Here is a 16,995-nt window from a genome sequence, read left to right as displayed (position 1 = left end):
GACGATTAAGCTAACAGGATTATTACTGGGGAAGAAATAGAATCTTCTTTTTTCTTCCCCATATGTGTCGCATCGATATTATGCGCTTGCGTAAATAACGCTGCCGCCTTTTATAGTGTCAATGATCTCGCGAGACAACTTCTCTGGCAAAGCAGGGCAACCCCAACTGCGTCCGAGGTATCCATTCTTCTTGATAAAGGAAGGGTTTGCGTAATCGGCACCGTGCACGACAATGTAACGCTCGCGAGCTTTGTCGTTTAATCCAGAGCTTAGCCCATCTAATCGAAGTGAATAGCCATTTGAGCCGTAGTAAGTGGTATCAGTCAAAAAAGTGCCCAATGATGTTTTTCGCGAGTTTACGACATTTGAAAACTGTGTCGCTGTTTTCTTTCCGCTGTTCACGCCGTGAGAAACATACGTATTGTAGATTAGCTTCTTTTTATCTAAATCAACCACATAAAAACGCTTTTCAGTTGATGGTTTACTATAGTCGATGATCGTTAGTACCGACTTCTTTCTATCGGGTGTCTTCTGATAAGCGATGTAAGCGTCACTGAACAACTTAAAGTCTACTATGCCATCTAGCTTGGCTTGTTTAAACACATGTTCAACTTGCTTTGGTCGTAAATGATCCCTGGGTTCGTTATCTGATTGTTTTGCAAAAGCAAAAGGTGATACAGACAACAGCGCACATGTAAATAATAAAATTAACTTTTTCATCTTGGCTAAATAAAACTCTATGGTGTTACAAATTTACCGATTGCTTCATGCATTCGTTAAAACAACATGCACATCAATATAATTCTATTCCCAATGTTTCTTATTGCACGCTTAGGTGCTTGATATTGGGTTGACGATAAGTTTTCGAGTTAAAAACTAACTAATTGAAACTTATAAAAAATATGAAGTTTAACGATGATTTCTATAAACTTCGGCGTAAATAATATCTGATATATGTAATTAATAAAACTGTGTTTAAGGATATTTGTGAAGTTGCTAATTTATAAAAACGGCGTTTTATTTTTCGTACTTTAGAAACTCTTTTTATTTCAATGTGTTTTCTTTTTCTACGCTTTATCCAATACCTCAAAAGTTTGTGATTTAACTCGTAACAAATCGTAACGCCGAATCGTTATGTGTATAAATGCATTTATAATGTATGAATAAACAACAGGGTGGTAAGAAAAGGCAGTAAAACAACGGTGAATCGGTTGTTTTTAATTCACGATTGACAAAGCTAAGTCTAAGTCGTACAAAAATTGAACTTGTGAATGTATCGTTTAAGTGAGAGTGATGAGCTCGACAAAAGTGAAGTGATGCGTGCTATTGTTTATTCTCTAATTTATTCGATTACATAAGGAAGGGTACATAGTAAAAATTGAAAAAATAATTCTATCGTGTGGATTGAAATATATAAATAATAAAACTTAGAAATTAAAAGATAAGAACGCCAGATATTAATTCATTAAATTTTTGAACATGAAAGTAAACTCTATCTATTATGTTTGGTTTGGTTTGGTTTGGTTTGGTTTGGTTTGGTGTGAAAGCGCTCGTCTCATTAAGAAAAGCGCTCAAATTTATTTAAGGACGGTTATGACAGCATTTAATAAAGTGTTTATTGTCACTCCCAATGTTAATGATTTTGCAATGTTGCAAGAGTCGCCATTGGAAATGTCTCTTCAAGTAACGGCAAGCAAACCTATCCAACTCTATGGAGAGCTTGTTAAAGCCAGTTGGAAAAGTATTGATATTGAATGGTTAGACGTTAAGGGTGAAAAGCCATTACCCAGGCCTGATATTGCAGCATGGGGATCTTTTACTCTTGCTGTATCCGCTTCTATTGCGGATAAGCTCGATGTGTTGAGCGAGAATGTCGAATTTTTACCATTAAATCTACAAGGAAAGCCTTGGCGAGCATTAAACATTGTCACTCAAATTGATGCCATTGATACCTCTGCTACCGAGTATAATCTTCGTCATGGTAAGCTAAGTCGTGCTAGACCGTTTAAGAAACTCGTTTTGAATAGAGAAGCCGTTAATGAATCTGACTTGTTCAGAGTAAAAGGTGCTGGGCTCAGAACGTTTTGCACGGACAAAAAAGGTGGCTTGTACGATAGCGTCAAAGCGCTGAATTTGACCGGTTTGGATTTCAAGGAAGTGCTGGTTTAAAAACGAATAAATAGTGATTTACTCAACTAAAGTCATAGATATAGGTATGGGGGAACAAAAGCTGAGCATCTATCAATGAAGCTCATATACAGCTAAATACAGCCGCCACAGTTGTGACTGCTGTACGTCTCCCCTTAACTTATGTTCTTGAAACCCTAATTGAGCTGACCATGGACGCATCAAATCGACTGTCGTCATTTGCCGATTGCCACCACAAGCTCAATTGTTCTTTAGTCATTGGTTTGCCAAATAAATAGCCTTGCATATAGTCGCAGCGGTATGCCGATAGCCATTCATGCATCATATTGTGTTCAATACCTTCTGCTGTAACCGTTTTATTTTGGGCATGGCATAGCTCAATAATAGGTTTGATCACATGGCCGTTGTTGGTCTTCATCAATGTAACGAGGAACTCTCGATCAAATTTGATTTTTTGAACCGGATACTGAACGAGCTGAGTTAACGATGTGTAACCAGAACCAAAGTCATCAATTGCAAGACGGTAGCCACGTTTTGATAGCTCATCAAGTAGAGCCGTGCCTTGTTGTTCTGCGGCAAAGGTTTCGGTTATTTCTATCTCAATACATTCTGGTTTAACACTGTGCAGTGTCGCTTGTTCATGGATGTAGTTTGCCATTTCTATCGAGTTTAGCTCTGCTGACGAAAGATTGACCGAAAGAACAATATCCTTACCGAAAATATTCCTTAATTGATGGTATTCCGCCGTTGCATTGGCGAAAACCCAGCGGTCAATTTTATCAAATAATCCGGCTTGCTCTGCAATTGGAATAAACTCCTTTGGAGGGATAGGGCCGATACCTTCGGCTTCCCAGCGCAACAAGACTTCTAACCCCTCAATTTCGTTGCTTCGATTGTTCATATAGGGTTGAAAAACAAGGTGAAATTCTTCCTCTACATTGCTTTTTCGGAGCGCACGTTCAAGTTGACTTCGTCTTTGAGACTCAATATTGAGAGCGGCTGAATAATAGGCGTATTGATTTTTCCCTGCCCGTTTTGCTTGATACATAGCCGCATCGGCACTGGAGAGTAACTTCGCGATGTCAGTACCGTCTTGAGGATATTGTGCAATACCTACGCTTGCCGTAACGGGAAATGAATTACTCCAAGATGAACTGAGATTACTAATCGGTTTTAGTAACTCTGATGCAAGCAAATCAGGCAAGCGTTTTACCTCTTGATTTGAGCTCAGCAAAATTGCAAATTCGTCACCAGATAACCTGGCGGCAAAGCAGGGGCTGTTGTAATCGTGCGAGAACTTTTGACAAGCATTCTTGATGTGTGATGAGAACACTTTTAATAAGTTATCTCCCAATTCATGCCCGTATTTATCATTCACGTATTTAAAGTTATCAAGATCGACGTAAACAACCCACAGAAACTGCGAAGGGGAGATAAGTTCACGAGTGGCAAGCTCATGAAAACGATGGCGATTGGCGAGTTGCGTCAGGTGATCCGTTTCAGCTAGGCGTTTTGTCTTTTTATAGATGACATTAAGTTCCTCATACATATCAAAAAAGCGTGCAGAGAGGCGTCCTATTTCATCGTTTGTTTCTAGCTTTTCAATATTGTCACGTTGATTAGATTCAAGTTCGTTCAGCTGCTTATCAAGGCGAGAAACAGGGCGCAACACATAGCGGTACAACACCAAAATGATTAATGTGATAGTGAAAAACGCCGCTACGCCAAAGGAGAAAGCAAGTTCTAGCCACACTTTATCGACTTTATTCCACATTAAATATTCGGCAGGAGAAAGCACGGCATAAAAGTGCGGCAGCAGCTCAATGGTTTGAGCGAGAGGAATATCAAGATAAATGGGTTTGTCGGCGAAAGTAATCACGCTGTGCGTGTCAAACTCGATGTCATGCTTAATCTCGTTAAAGGCTTCAAGTGATACGGAAACTACCACAAAAAACACATTTTTCGAGTCAAAGCTCAAAGGGTGAGTCCCCGTTCTTTTGTCGACGACCTCATATTGAAGAAGAATGCTTTGTCCACTGGAGTTATAAATAAAGCCAGTGTGACTGAAAGCCTCTCTCTCATTGAAACTTCGTGATATGTACTCTAATACCTTTGGGTCGACCACGCCCGATGATTCGTAATATTTGTTTTCTGTGTAGTAGAGAAGGTTTTGTTTGCCGTCGAGGATCGCCATGCTCGCATCGCCTTTGTAACCATGGCTTAATACTTCAGCGGTCTCGTCTAATCGATTAAACAAGACTCGCTCACGATAGGGGTTGTTATGATTAACCAAATAGTCTTGTAATACATCACTTTTACTGAGCGTATAGGCATAGCTATTAAGAAAAATATTCGCTTGTCGAAACTGCCCGGCGAGCTTTTCCATCTGCAACTGAATATAGCTGTCTTCCCGCTTGATGAGCGTCACTTTTTGAATGCTATAAATAATATAGCTAGATACTAACGCGCTTAATAAGATCACTGGCGCGACAAGCAAAATGACTCTATTGCTTAACTTCATTATGGTTCTTAGTTTCCGTTTGTGTCCCTACAAACGTCGCGTACCAGGTAAGGTACTGAACGGATGATGTGTTTTGGCAAATTGTAACCAGATTGTAAGGTGAGCGTTCTCCAAAATCAGGCAGCTATCTAAGAATTGTGATGACGTGAAAGGTTTCGAGCTTATTAACTAGAGGTTTTCTCAGTAGTTGGACGTCTCTTTTCCTTCCTCCCTGTATAAAACCTAACCGTAATGACAGGGAAATACCATCATCGAAACGTTTCGATGGTAAAGTGTGACTCAAGTGCACTTTTCCTATTCAATGACAATTGAATTACAGATCATTCTCACACCTTATCGATCTCACACTGGTCAAATTGCGATGACGAATTATTATTTCATCGAAACGTTTCGATGAGTTTTCTGTTAATAACGAAAACACTTTAAGACAGGCGCTCATGGTTGTATGAACGTGTAACCGAAAGGTCGATGAGATGAAAAAAAGTACCCTAATTAACTCAGATATTTCTTACTTGGTGGCGACGCTAGGCCACACCGACGAGATCACGATATGTGATGCTGGTCTACCAATCCCAGAGCATGTTCAGCGAATCGATTTGGCGCTAACGCATGGGGTACCAAGTTTTCTTGATACTGTTCGCGTAATTCTATCTGAGTCCCAAATCGAAGGGGTCATCATTGCGGAAGAGTTCTCTGATGCAAGCCCAGTTTTGCATGAAGCGTTGCTCAACGAACTGAGCAAAGAGAGTGAAGAGACGGGCAAATCTATTGAGGTGAGCTACGTGTCACATGAAGCGTTTAAAGCACGCACGGCCCAAAGTCGCGCTATCGTAAGAACGGGCGAATGCTCGCCATATGCGAACGTTATTTTCCAAGCGGGCGTGGTTTTTTAAGCCAGAGATATTGAGGACAGATTATGACTCAAGCCATTCTACAACTAAGCGAAATTGAGAAGGCATTTCCGGGCGTAAAAGCACTCGACAAAGCAAGCCTGAATGTTTATCCAGGCCGTGTTATGGCGCTGATGGGTGAAAATGGAGCAGGCAAGTCAACGTTAATGAAGGTGTTGACAGGCATTTACCACATGGATGCGGGGAGCATTCAATATCAAGGTCAGCCGGCGGCCTTTAAAGGTCCACGCGATTCACAGGAAGCTGGTATTAGCATTATTCACCAAGAGCTGAACCTGATTCCTGAACTGACGATTGCCGAAAATATTTACTTGGGACGAGAGTTCACTGGATCCTTAGGGCGTATCCAGTGGAGCAAAATGTATGACGAAGCTGACAAGCTTTTAAAACGCCTCAATGTAAAGCATTCATCAAAAACATTGCTTGGCGATTTAAGCCTTGGTGAACAACAAATGGTGGAAATTGCAAAGGCACTTTCGTTTGAGTCGAAAGTCATCATTATGGATGAGCCAACGGACGCATTGACCGATACCGAAACGGAATCACTGTTTAAAGTGATTAATGAGCTCCGCGAGCAAGGATGCGGCATCGTATACATTTCGCATCGTCTTAAAGAAATCTTTGAAATCTGTGACGACATTACCGTGCTTCGTGATGGTAAGTTTATCGGTGAGTGCAAGGTGTCCGACACTGATGAAGATGGCCTAATTGAAATGATGGTTGGCCGAAAATTAGAAGAGCAATATCCACGTATTGATGTCCAACATGGCGAAACTTGTCTTGAAGTCATTGGTTTGACTGGGTCTGGCGTTCAGGATGTGAGCTTTACTCTCAAGCGTGGTGAGATTCTTGGAATTTCTGGCTTGATGGGCGCAGGCCGCACTGAACTCATGAAAGTCATTTACGGCGCATTACCTAGTGAGCATGGTGTTATCAATCTTGATAACAAAACTATTAACCCGGTTAGCCCGCAAGATGGTTTGGCAAATGGTATCGCTTACATCTCTGAAGATCGCAAAGGCGATGGTTTGGTTTTAGGTCTTTCGGTTAAGGAGAACATGTCACTTTGTTCGCTAAACCAGCTGACCAAAGGCTTCCAGATTCAACACAGCGACGAAGTGATTGCTGTGGAAGATTTTATTAAGTTATTCAACATTAAAACCCCAACGCGAGATCAAATCATCGGCAACTTATCTGGTGGTAACCAGCAAAAAGTTGCGATAGCGAAAGGGTTAATGACGAAGCCTAAAGTTCTGATTCTGGATGAGCCGACACGTGGTGTTGATGTCGGAGCAAAAAAAGAGATTTATCAGCTCATCAACAAGTTTAAGGCCGAAGGCATGAGCATCATCTTGGTTTCTTCCGAGATGCCTGAAGTGCTCGGCATGAGCGACCGTATTTTAGTGATGCATGAAGGTCGTATCACTGGCGAATTTGATGCGAAAGACGCCGATCAAGAAAAATTACTCGCCTGTGCCGTAGGCAAAGAGATCAATGAGGAAGCAGCATGAGTACGAATACCATGAGCAAACCAACCGAAACTGGCAACAAGAAGTTGTTCACAAAAGAGTGGCTGATTGAGCAAAAATCACTGATAGCTTTGATCTTTCTGATCGTTGTTGTGTCATTTTTGAACCCGAACTTTTTTACGGTCGACAACATTCTCAACATTCTTCGTCAAACCTCCGTGAATGCCATTATCGCAGTGGGTATGACATTAGTTATTTTAACAGCAGGCATCGACTTAAGTGTTGGTTCGGTATTGGCATTGTGTGGTGCCTTTGCGGCAAGCATGATTGCGCTTGAGGTTCCGATGCTGGTGGCGGTTCCAACTGCTTTAGTCGCAGGTGCAGCGTTAGGTGCGATCAGCGGTATCATTATTGCGAAGGGTAAGGTGCAGGCATTTATCGCTACGCTGGTTACCATGACGTTACTACGTGGTGTGACCATGGTGTACACCGAAGGTCGACCAATCTCGACAGGCTTTACTGACACCGCGGATGCGTTCGCATGGTTTGGTACTGGCTATGCGCTAGGCATTCCAGTTCCTGTTTGGTTAATGGTGGTTGTGTTCGCTGCGGCTTGGTATTTACTTAACCACACGCGCTTTGGTCGCTATGTTTACGCACTAGGCGGCAATGAGTCTGCGACTCGCCTATCAGGTATCAATGTAGACCGAGTGAAGATTGGTGTCTACGCCATCTGCGGTATGTTAGCAGCGCTTGCAGGTATTATTGTAACGTCTCGTCTTTCTTCGGCGCAGCCAACAGCAGGTATGGGCTACGAGCTAGACGCTATCGCAGCGGTTGTTCTTGGCGGTACCAGCTTGATGGGCGGTAAAGGCCGTATCATGGGTACCTTGATTGGTGCGCTGATCATCGGTTTCTTGAACAATGCACTTAACCTACTTGATGTTTCTTCTTACTACCAAATGATTGCAAAAGCAGTGGTTATCTTGCTTGCGGTATTGGTAGACAACAAAAACAAGTAATTCATAACAATCTGTATATATAACAGTGAATACAAACCGAGTCAGGGGACGTGTACTGGCTCACCCTACACAAAGGACTAGAACGATGAAAAAACTTGCAACTCTTATCTCTGCTGCACTTCTTTCTTCAACCGTATCGGTAGCGGCGCAAGCTCAAGATACCATGGCGATTGTGGTTTCGACGCTAAACAACCCGTTCTTCGTAACGATGAAAGACGGTGCGGAAGCAAAAGCGAAAGAATTGGGGTACGACTTAATTGTACTGGACTCGCAAAATGACCCGAGTAAAGAACTGTCGAACATCGAGGATTTAAGTATTCGCGGCGTAAAAGCAATTCTTATCAACCCAACGGATTCTGATGCAGTGTCTAATGCAATTCGTATGGCGAACCGTTCTAAGATCCCTGTGTTGACATTAGACCGTGGTGCAAGCCGTGGTGAAGTTGTGAGTCACATCGCGTCGGACAACGTAATTGGTGGTGAAATGGCAGGCCACTACATCATGGAAAAAGTCGGCGAAAAAGCAAAAGTCATTCAACTTGAAGGTATTGCGGGCACATCGGCAGCGCGTGAGCGCGGTGAAGGCTTTATGAATGCCGTGAAGGGCAGCGATATGGATCTTCTTGCTAGCCAACCAGCTGACTTTGACCGCACAAAAGGTCTAAACGTAATGGAAAACCTGCTAGCGGCTAACCCGGATGTACAAGCGGTATTTGCACAGAATGATGAAATGGCGCTAGGTGCACTTCGCGCAGTTCAAGCTTCTGGCAAAGATGTCGTTATCGTTGGTTTTGATGGTACGGAAGACGGCATTGCAGCAGTTAACCGTGGCAAACTAGCGGCAACTATTGCTCAGCAACCAGACCTTATCGGTGCTTTAGGTGTTGAAACGGCTGACAAAGTTTTGAAAGGTGAAGAAGTAGAAGAGTACATCCCAGTACCACTAAAAGTAGTCACTAAGTAAGTTTCAAGTTCCAATAAATCATCCTAATTTTTGCTCTCTCCTCCGTTTATATCTGTCGTTTAGGAGGTGAGGGCAAACTTACCCAAAATACTGCAAAGTGTGGGGTATAGATGCCTTTGGTTTTTTATCGAGACTCCTTCGTCAGGAAGAGAAGTTAAAGTCATCTAATGTATTTTCCTAAACAGTTTTTAAAAAGGGTTCATTCAGAACCGAGGATAACCGTATGAATAAGTTAGTGGTGTTAGGTAGTGTAAACGCTGACCATGTTCTTCAAGTGCCTTCTTTCCCTCGCCCAGGCGAGACGCTGCATGGTCGCAACTATCAAGTTATCCCAGGTGGCAAAGGTGCCAACCAAGCCGTCGCGGCGGCGCGATTAAATGCAGACATCGGTTTTATCGCTTGTGTGGGCGACGACTCATTCGGCATTAACATTCGCGAAAACTTCAAAATGGACGGCATCGATATCACTGGTGTGAAGATGCAGCCAAATTGCCCGACAGGTATCGCGATGATTCAAGTGTCGGACAGTGGTGAGAACAGCATTTGCATTTCAGCTGAAGCGAACGCCAAACTGACAGCAGAAGCGATTGAGCCAGATTTAGAGCGCATTCGCCAAGCAGATTACTTGCTAATGCAATTGGAAACGCCGATGTGCGGCATTGAGAAAGCTGCGCGTGTAGCGAAAGATGCCAAAACCAATGTCATTTTGAATCCTGCGCCAGCTCGCGAACTGTCAGATGAATTACTGTCTTGCATTGACGTGGTTACACCAAATGAAACGGAAGCTGAAGTTCTGACAGGTATTACTGTAACAGACAACGAAAGCGCGCAAGAAGCGGCGAATGTGCTACATGGTAAAGGTATAGAAATTGTCATGATCACACTCGGTGCAAAAGGCGTTTGGTTAAGCCAAAACGGTCGAGGCGAAATCATCTCGGGTTTCCGCGTTGAAGCGACGGATACTACCGCTGCGGGCGATACATTTAATGGGGCATTCGTCACTGGTCTCCTAGAAGATTTACCTTTAGAATCAGCGATTAAGTTTGCACATGCGGCGGCTGCAATTTCTGTGACCCGCTTTGGCGCGCAAACGTCGATTCCAACCCGCGAAGAGGTGGACGCGTTTCTCGCTGAACAATAAGGCGCACAACGCCTCATTAAAATAGGAGTAGTAACATGGCGACGATGAAAGACATCGCAAAACTGGCAGGGGTTTCCACTTCAACAGTGAGCCATGTTATTAACAAGACGCGTTTTGTGAGCGAAGAGATCTCTGAACGCGTTAACAATGCCGCAAAAGAGCTTAACTACTACGCGCCCTCTGCGTTGGCGCGTAGCCTCAAAGTCAATCGTACCAAAACCATTGGTATGCTCGTGACAACCTCAACCAACCCATTCTTTGGCGAAGTCGTAAAAGGCGTAGAGCGCAGCTGCTACCAAAAAGGCTACAGCCTCATTTTATGTAACACCGAGGGTGATAACGAACGTATGCGTCAATCCATTAATACGCTATTGCAAAAGCGTGTCGATGGTTTGATTTTGATGTGTTCGTCGCTAGAAGGAGAGCGTATCGATGTATTTGAGCGTTACCCAGATATCCCAGTAGTGGTAATGGACTGGGGGCCGATGCTATTTACAAGCGATAAAATCCAAGACAACTCACTTCGTGGCGGTTACTTAGCGGCGAAATACTTAATTGATTGCGGCCATACCGAAATTGGGTGCATCACTGGCCCTTTGATTAAACACCAAGCGCAAATGCGATACGAAGGTTATAAGCGAGCAATGAACGAAGCGGGCTTGGAATTTAATGCCAATTGGATCATTGAATCGGACTTCGAGTGTGAGGGTGGGTATCAAGCGTTCAAAAAAATGGCTCAGCGTGGCGCATTACCTAGCTCGATTTTCGTCTCTAACGATATGATGGCGATGGGGGTGATTAACGCCGCAAATGAGCTCGATATTAAAGTGCCGGACGACCTGTCCATTATTGGTTACGATGACATCCATATCGCGAAATTTATGTCGCCATCGCTAACTACCATTCATCAGCCTAAGTACCGTTTGGGGCAGGCTGCCGTTGAGACTCTTGTCCTAAAGTTGGATGAAAAGTCAACAGAGGCACAGGTCGTACAATTAGAACCGGCTCTAGTGGAACGAAAAAGCGTCAAGAGGTTAAAGTCAAACGTCACTGAATGACGTGTGATGTTGAGCTAAAAAATTAAAAAAGTCGTTTCTCTTTATACGATAAAGCCTTACTATCGTCCTTGATTATAAATAAAACTATTAATTGTTGTCTGGCGGATTAGTTAAATGTTATCAAAAGGTTACGCTAAGTTATCTGTAAAACACCCTTGGTTTCACCGAGTTAATGTTATTACAGTTGTATTGATTTTTTTTGTGAGCTGCTATCAGCTACTGGTTAATGAAGCATTTGAGTACGCAATTGGCTTTATTATTACACTTTTGGCGTCAGCTTTATTTGCATCAGCTTCTGCATTCAAAAAACGCTATCTAGGCTTGGATTCATAGGCAGGTCTATTTCCAACATCGTTCAATAGCATCATTTATTGCTTTCAAGTAAACATTGGACTGAATTATGATCGAGTGCATCAAGAGGAGGACAAATGTCCTCCTTTTTGTTGGGGATCACGCTCTAATATAAGCGTATTCCAAACAAAATAATAAAGGACATGTTATGGACCTCTTTGCCTTACTCGATATTAATAATACTCTCGTTAACATTCCGATTGGCGACGGCTACGCAATGAGCTGGATCGAAGCTTTCGGTACCGTTTTTGGACTGCTTTGCATTTGGTTTGCCAGCCAAGAAAAAACCATCAACTACTTATTCGGTTTGCTGAATGTCACGCTTTTTGCCGTTATCTTTTTTCAAATTCAGTTATACGGATTATTGCTTCTTCAATTGTTTTTCTTCTGTGCGAACATTTACGGCTGGTATGCGTGGACTCGTCCAAACGCACAAGGTGAAACGCTGGAGGTTCGCTGGTTAAATAAACAGAAACTTATTACTACTGCCTCTATTAGCGTTGCATGTATCGCATTATTAACGATCTATATCGACCCATTTTTCTTTGCGCTAGCAAACATTGCTGTTGATAGCTTGAATCTCTTTGGTGCTGGCTTGGCTGAACCGGTGCTTGAACCTGACGCGTTCCCGTTCTGGGATGCAACCATGACAGTACTTTCTGTTGTTGCACAAATTCTGATGACACGTAAATACGTCGAAAACTGGATTCTATGGGTTGTGATTAATATGATCAGTGTGGGTATCTACGCGACGCAAGGTGTTTACGCAATGTCTGTTCAGTACGCGATTCTTATGTTCATCGCTGCCAATGGCACGCGTGAGTGGGCTCGTAGCGCTAAGCGCAATGGCGATAAAACCTTAGCGCACGCTGCTGCGTAAGGAACGAAAAATGGCCAAACAACCTCATATCGGAGTGGATGAAACACAAATCGCTCCCCTCGTTATTGTATGCGGCGAGCCAGATCGAGCGAATCGTATCGCGGCATTATTTGATGATGCAGAAATGGTGTCGGAAAACCGCGAGTACCGTGTGTTTACCGGCAACTACAAAGGCAAGCCTGTTTCAGTATGTAGTACAGGTATAGGTGCGCCATCGATGATCATCGCAGTGGAAGAGCTAAAACAGTGCGGTGTGACTCATGTGGTACGCGTTGGATCTGCGGGGGCAATGCAATCAGGCATTCATCTTGGCGAGTTGATCATTGCCGAAGGCGCGGTAAGAGATGAGGGCGGCTCTAAAGCGTATGTCGATTCGTCTTATCCAGCCTACGCAAGCTTTTCACTGTTAAAGGAAGTTGAGCGTTACTTGTCGATGCAAAAAGTGCATTATCATTTTGGTGTGGTGCGTTCTCACGACAGTTTCTATACCGATGACGAAGATGCAATATGCCAACATTGGAACAAGAAAGGCATCTTAGGTGCCGATATGGAAACCTCTGCGCTGTTTACGGTCGGTCGACTACGAGGCCTTCATGTGGCTTCGATATTAAACAACGTGGTGCTGTATCAACAAGATGTGAAAGAAGGGGTTGGTCAGTACGTTGATGAGGCCAAAGTAATGATGCAAGGTGAGAAGAGCGCCGCGATTACGGCATTAGAAGCCTTGGTTGCTCAGCGTTAGCCAGTCTCTATCTCAGTAAGTCACATAAACAGAATAGATGTAAAGCGACAGGTCACTGTCGCTTTTTTATTTGGAGTTACGGGGTACAATCCATCTTAAATAGTTGTCCGTAACTTGTTCTGAGAGAGCAGAAAATGAAAATCAGCCCTTATCCGACTGGTCGCTTCAAAACATACCTTGAAGAAAAGAGTGCCACCTTTCGCGATTTGATTTATCAATGCCAAATAAATTCGCGTTACTTTGATGCTGGGGAAGCAATTCTCCGCCAAGGTGAGCAACTTCAGTACTTGTATGTTGTGCCAGTAGGTCGAGTCTCGATGAACATATTGGCCGCAAATGGACGACGTTTTCAATTAGGGGAAGCTAACTGCGACTATCATATTTATGGTGAAATGGAGTTCTTCACTCAGACTCCTTGTCAATGGAATGTGATAGCAGATGAACATATGCAGGTTGATGTTATCTGTATCCAAAAACTAACCGAAGCACTGCAAAATCATCCCCAAATGATGGTGTTCTTCGCTTCAGCATTGGCTGAGGATTATCAAGACTCCATGGATATCTACACTAATCGTTTGTTGCATCCCATTACTTACAACATTGCCTATGATCTTCTCGTCCGTAATCAGACGGATAAGCTGCTTGGTGGTTTTGATAAAGTGAACCAAGAGGCTGAGCGGTTTGGTACCTCAGGCCGAGTCTATCGACGTGCAGTTAAGGACTTGATTGAAAAGGGATTGATTACAAAAACGGACAACGGTTTGGAGATTATTGATGAGCTGGCACTCAAAGCGTTTATTGAAGCGCATGAATGATACGCCCAGGTATTGGAACTGATGGGTTTTATAAGTCTTTGATATATCTAAGTCTTGAGTAAACGTAACTAATGTAAAGTACCTTAAATTTTGTTGAATGCATTAAAGAGTAGCGTTATATTGCGAACGCGTATGATAATAGATCTCATTAAGGCTTAACAAAATGAAAAAATTCGTCGGTGCGGCTATGCTGTCGTTATTTACTGTTTCTCCTTCTTTCGCTGCTAAAGTTGTGATTGACCACTACATGGGTCAAACAGAGCTAGAACAATCCCCAGAGCGTGTGGTTGTGATTGGCTTTGGCCCGCTAGATGCGCTGGACAACTTTGGTATCGATCCTGTTGCAGTATCTAACTCGTCTAATCTTCCTAGTTACCTTTCAAAATACAGCAAAGATAACTACACCTCTGCGGGTAGTTTGTTTGAACCTGATTTTGAAACCATCTACATGCAAAAACCGGATTTGATTTTGGTTGGTCCGCGAGCGTCTGCGAAATATGAAGAGCTGAGTGAAATTGCCCCTACAGTTGTTTTCGCGGCGAAAGAAAACCAAGGCTATTGGGAAGGCACGCAAGCGCAATGGCGCAATATTGGTAAGATCTTCAATATCGAAGAAAAAGTAGAGCAGAAAATTGAAGCGTTAGATACTCAATTCAAAGCAATCCGCGACTACAACCAATCGAACAAAAATGATGCATTAACGATTTTAAGCATGGGTGACAACATCAGCGCGTTTGGTGCCCAGTCGCGATTTGGCGTCATTTATAACGACTTTGGCTTCTTGGAAACGGTTGAGCACGTGAAAACGGGCACTCACGGAGATGTCATTTCTTATGAGTTTATTCGTGAAGCTAACCCGAAAAATATTCTCGTGGTTGACCGAAATTCTCTGACAGGTACGCCGGATAACGATATTCGTAAATCCATGGATAACGACTTAGTCAAAGCGACTGCGGCATATAAAAATCATAAAATCACCTATTTAAATGTGGACGCTTGGTACTTGTCGATGTCTGGTGTGACAGCAACAGAAAAAATGGTCAGTGAGATAAAGCAAACCGTTGAACTGTAATCCAAGATAGCAGAGGTTAACTTTGAAGAAGTTATTGCTAACCCTTGTGGTTTTAAGCACGGTTTCGTTATTTGTTGGGGTGGCAAACATGACACCCCAACAACTCTTTTCAGGTGATGAGAAAGCATTAGAACTTTTCTTTACCAGCCGTATACCACGTTTATTTGCCATATTGCTTGCTGGTGCTGGCTTGAGTATTGCGGGTCTTGTCATGCAGCAAATCAGCCAGAACCGATTTGCGGCACCTTCTACAACTGGTACGATCGAATGTGCCATGCTGGGCTATGTACTGAGCGTGGTTTTCTTTGGTAATGATAATCACCTTTGGCTCGTGTTCGGCATCTCGGTATTTGGGACGCTGGCGTTTGTTTTCTTTATTCAACGCATTCAATTTAAGAGCGTGGTTTTTGTGCCACTTGTCGGGATTATTTTCGGCAATGTCATCCAATCCATGACTACGTTTATCGCTTACAAATATGATGCACTTCAAAGTCTGAATGCTTGGACAGTCGCAAACTTCGCCAACATCTTGCGTGGTGATTTTGAACTGCTGTACATCGCGGTACCAATGGTTATCCTCAGCTATCTTTTTGCCGCAAGGATCTCTGCCGTAGGTATCGGAAAAGATTTCGCGATTAACTTGGGTTTGAATTATCAGCAGGTTGTGACGATTGGCGTGCTATTGGTGTCCATCATGTCAGCAAGTGTCGTGATGATTGTTGGCCAGTTGCCATTCTTAGGGCTGATTGTACCGAATCTCGTGAGTCACTTTTATGGCGATAACCTCAAAAAGAACATTCCGCTTACGGCCATGTATGGGGCCATTTTAGTGTTGTGTTGCGATTTGGTGAGTCGTTTAATTATTTTCCCTCATGAAATGCCAATCTCTATCGTGATTAGCATATTGGGTGGCGTGGTATTCATCGCAATGTTGTTGCGAGGTAAGCAACATGCGTGATTCAACGAAAATCCTGCTGCTAGGTGGCATTGCGATTCTTTTCGCGTGTCTGTTTATTGGTATTGGGCTAACGGCTGACAACTACCAATATTTTTTGTCTCGTAGAGTTCCTAAAGTATTGGCGATAGTGCTAGCGGGTGTGGCCATTGCTCAGTCTTCACTTGTATTTCAAACCATTACGCACAACCGAATTTTAACGCCAAGTATCATGGGTTTTGATGCGCTGTATGTGTTAACCCAAATTTTGATCGTGTTGATTTTTGGTGGGTTGAGTACCTTAGTTCTTAACTTGTACGTAAATTTCGCGATTGCAGTAATTGTAATGGTGTCGTTTTCGCTACTGCTGTTTGGGTTTTACTTTTCAAAAGGCAGCAAGAACTTGATTACGTTGCTATTGGTCGGCTTGATCTTTGGTCAGCTATTTTCCAATGCGGCGTCATTCTTTTCTTTGCTGATGGACCCAAACACATATGCAATTGTTCAGTCGAAACTGTACGCCAGTTTCAATAATGTCAAAGTGAACTTGGTTTACTTTAGTGCTCCGGCTTTGATGTTTGCATGTTGGTTGTTGTTTAGGATGCATCGCACTTTAGATGTGTTTTGGCTCGACCAAGACAATGCGAAAAGTTTGGGTGTTGATGTACCTAAAGTGACGAGAAATGTGTTTATTATCTCGGCGGTTTTGATTGCTATTTCTACGGCTTTGGTAGGGCCAATCATGTTCTTTGGTTTACTAGTGGCCAACTTAAGCCGAGAAATGTTCCGAAGTTACCAACATAAAACGCTATTGGTCGGATGTTCGTTTTTATCCATCAGTTCACTACTTGCTGGGCAATGGATAATCGAAAACGTGTTCAGTTTTGAGACGACGTTGAGTGTCGTAATTAACTTTATCGGCGGTGCGTATTTCTTATACCTGCTGCTGAAAAACAAAGTTGTATAA

The 16,995-nt window shown here is 43.1% G+C and carries 15 protein-coding genes; 13 read left to right on the top strand and 2 right to left on the bottom strand.

All coding sequences use genetic code 11. The features are described from left to right. Positions 1-78: 78 nt before the first annotated feature. A complete protein-coding gene (locus R7P67_RS05405) occupies positions 79-720 on the bottom strand; it encodes a murein L,D-transpeptidase catalytic domain family protein (protein ID WP_005373154.1) in 642 nt (213 codons plus the stop codon). Between the two features lie 873 nt (positions 721-1,593). On the opposite strand from R7P67_RS05405, the gene R7P67_RS05400 reads away from it, so the two are divergent. Next, positions 1,594-2,169 (top strand): imm11 family protein, encoded by a 576-nt coding sequence (locus R7P67_RS05400; protein ID WP_262642890.1) that lies wholly within the window; start codon positions 1,594-1,596, stop codon positions 2,167-2,169. Between the two features lie 139 nt (positions 2,170-2,308). Here R7P67_RS05400 and R7P67_RS05395 read toward each other — a convergent pair whose 3' ends face one another. After that, on the bottom strand, positions 2,309-4,669 hold the full coding sequence (locus R7P67_RS05395) for an EAL domain-containing protein (protein WP_085569090.1): 2,361 nt from the start codon (positions 4,667-4,669) through the stop codon (positions 2,309-2,311). Between the two features lie 473 nt (positions 4,670-5,142). On the opposite strand from R7P67_RS05395, the gene rbsD reads away from it, so the two are divergent. From rbsD to vctG, 12 genes are all read left to right on the top strand, one after another. Further along, a complete protein-coding gene (rbsD, locus tag R7P67_RS05390; protein WP_005382620.1) occupies positions 5,143-5,562 on the top strand; it encodes a D-ribose pyranase in 420 nt (139 codons plus the stop codon). A 23-nt stretch (positions 5,563-5,585) separates the two neighbouring features. Further along, positions 5,586-7,091: a ribose ABC transporter ATP-binding protein RbsA gene (gene rbsA, locus R7P67_RS05385; protein ID WP_206954260.1), complete on the top strand. Its 1,506-nt coding sequence runs from the start codon at positions 5,586-5,588 to the stop codon at positions 7,089-7,091. Beyond that, the gene (gene rbsC, locus R7P67_RS05380; protein ID WP_262652757.1) at positions 7,088-8,071 is read left to right on the top strand and encodes a ribose ABC transporter permease; all 984 of its coding nucleotides are present in this window, start codon (positions 7,088-7,090) and stop codon (positions 8,069-8,071) included. The genes rbsA and rbsC overlap by 4 nt, the downstream gene beginning before the upstream one ends. 85 nt (positions 8,072-8,156) lie before the next feature. Beyond that, positions 8,157-9,035, top strand: coding sequence for a ribose ABC transporter substrate-binding protein RbsB (gene rbsB, locus R7P67_RS05375; RefSeq protein WP_005373143.1), 879 nt, complete (start codon positions 8,157-8,159; stop codon positions 9,033-9,035). A 223-nt stretch (positions 9,036-9,258) separates the two neighbouring features. Next, positions 9,259-10,176, top strand: a complete 918-nt coding sequence (gene rbsK, locus R7P67_RS05370) for a ribokinase (protein ID WP_262652759.1) — start codon at positions 9,259-9,261, stop codon at positions 10,174-10,176. Positions 10,177-10,211: 35 nt separating this feature from the next. Then, positions 10,212-11,234 carry a substrate-binding domain-containing protein gene (locus R7P67_RS05365; RefSeq protein WP_262652761.1) on the top strand — a complete coding sequence of 341 codons (1,023 nt, stop codon included), beginning with the start codon at positions 10,212-10,214 and terminating at the stop codon, positions 11,232-11,234. A gap of 499 nt (positions 11,235-11,733) precedes the next feature. Continuing rightward, positions 11,734-12,465, top strand: a complete 732-nt coding sequence (gene pnuC / locus R7P67_RS05360; RefSeq protein WP_262652763.1) for a nicotinamide riboside transporter PnuC — start codon at positions 11,734-11,736, stop codon at positions 12,463-12,465. A 10-nt stretch (positions 12,466-12,475) separates the two neighbouring features. Then, positions 12,476-13,207: a nucleoside phosphorylase gene (locus tag R7P67_RS05355; RefSeq protein ID WP_017635382.1), complete on the top strand. Its 732-nt coding sequence runs from the start codon at positions 12,476-12,478 to the stop codon at positions 13,205-13,207. A 134-nt stretch (positions 13,208-13,341) separates the two neighbouring features. Beyond that, positions 13,342-14,022 carry a Crp/Fnr family transcriptional regulator gene (locus R7P67_RS05350; RefSeq protein WP_005382613.1) on the top strand — a complete coding sequence of 227 codons (681 nt, stop codon included), beginning with the start codon at positions 13,342-13,344 and terminating at the stop codon, positions 14,020-14,022. Positions 14,023-14,185: 163 nt separating this feature from the next. Then, the gene (locus tag R7P67_RS05345; RefSeq protein WP_318085896.1) at positions 14,186-15,094 is read left to right on the top strand and encodes a siderophore ABC transporter substrate-binding protein; all 909 of its coding nucleotides are present in this window, start codon (positions 14,186-14,188) and stop codon (positions 15,092-15,094) included. 22 nt (positions 15,095-15,116) lie between these two features. Continuing rightward, a complete protein-coding gene (gene vctD, locus R7P67_RS05340) occupies positions 15,117-16,052 on the top strand; it encodes an iron chelate uptake ABC transporter permease subunit VctD (protein WP_017820306.1) in 936 nt (311 codons plus the stop codon). Beyond that, positions 16,045-16,995 (top strand): iron chelate uptake ABC transporter permease subunit VctG, encoded by a 951-nt coding sequence (gene vctG / locus R7P67_RS05335; protein WP_262652764.1) that lies wholly within the window; start codon positions 16,045-16,047, stop codon positions 16,993-16,995. The genes vctD and vctG overlap by 8 nt, the downstream gene beginning before the upstream one ends.

The sequence above is a fragment of the Vibrio sp. Vb0937 genome, assembly GCF_033338855.1.
This window is presented reverse-complemented; position numbering and strand designations above follow the sequence as displayed.

Coding starts and splice junctions, on each gene's coding strand:
- rbsD (WP_005382620.1), top strand. CDS start 5,143: ATGAAAAAAAGTACCCTAATTAACTCAGATATTTCTTACTTGGTGGCG.
- R7P67_RS05350 (WP_005382613.1), top strand. CDS start 13,342: ATGAAAATCAGCCCTTATCCGACTGGTCGCTTCAAAACATACCTTGAA.
- R7P67_RS05355 (WP_017635382.1), top strand. CDS start 12,476: ATGGCCAAACAACCTCATATCGGAGTGGATGAAACACAAATCGCTCCC.
- R7P67_RS05400 (WP_262642890.1), top strand. CDS start 1,594: ATGACAGCATTTAATAAAGTGTTTATTGTCACTCCCAATGTTAATGAT.
- rbsK (WP_262652759.1), top strand. CDS start 9,259: ATGAATAAGTTAGTGGTGTTAGGTAGTGTAAACGCTGACCATGTTCTT.
- vctG (WP_262652764.1), top strand. CDS start 16,045: ATGCGTGATTCAACGAAAATCCTGCTGCTAGGTGGCATTGCGATTCTT.
- rbsC (WP_262652757.1), top strand. CDS start 7,088: ATGAGTACGAATACCATGAGCAAACCAACCGAAACTGGCAACAAGAAG.
- R7P67_RS05405 (WP_005373154.1), bottom strand. CDS start 720: ATGAAAAAGTTAATTTTATTATTTACATGTGCGCTGTTGTCTGTATCA.
- R7P67_RS05345 (WP_318085896.1), top strand. CDS start 14,186: ATGAAAAAATTCGTCGGTGCGGCTATGCTGTCGTTATTTACTGTTTCT.
- pnuC (WP_262652763.1), top strand. CDS start 11,734: ATGGACCTCTTTGCCTTACTCGATATTAATAATACTCTCGTTAACATT.
- R7P67_RS05395 (WP_085569090.1), bottom strand. CDS start 4,669: ATGAAGTTAAGCAATAGAGTCATTTTGCTTGTCGCGCCAGTGATCTTA.
- rbsB (WP_005373143.1), top strand. CDS start 8,157: ATGAAAAAACTTGCAACTCTTATCTCTGCTGCACTTCTTTCTTCAACC.
- R7P67_RS05365 (WP_262652761.1), top strand. CDS start 10,212: ATGGCGACGATGAAAGACATCGCAAAACTGGCAGGGGTTTCCACTTCA.
- rbsA (WP_206954260.1), top strand. CDS start 5,586: ATGACTCAAGCCATTCTACAACTAAGCGAAATTGAGAAGGCATTTCCG.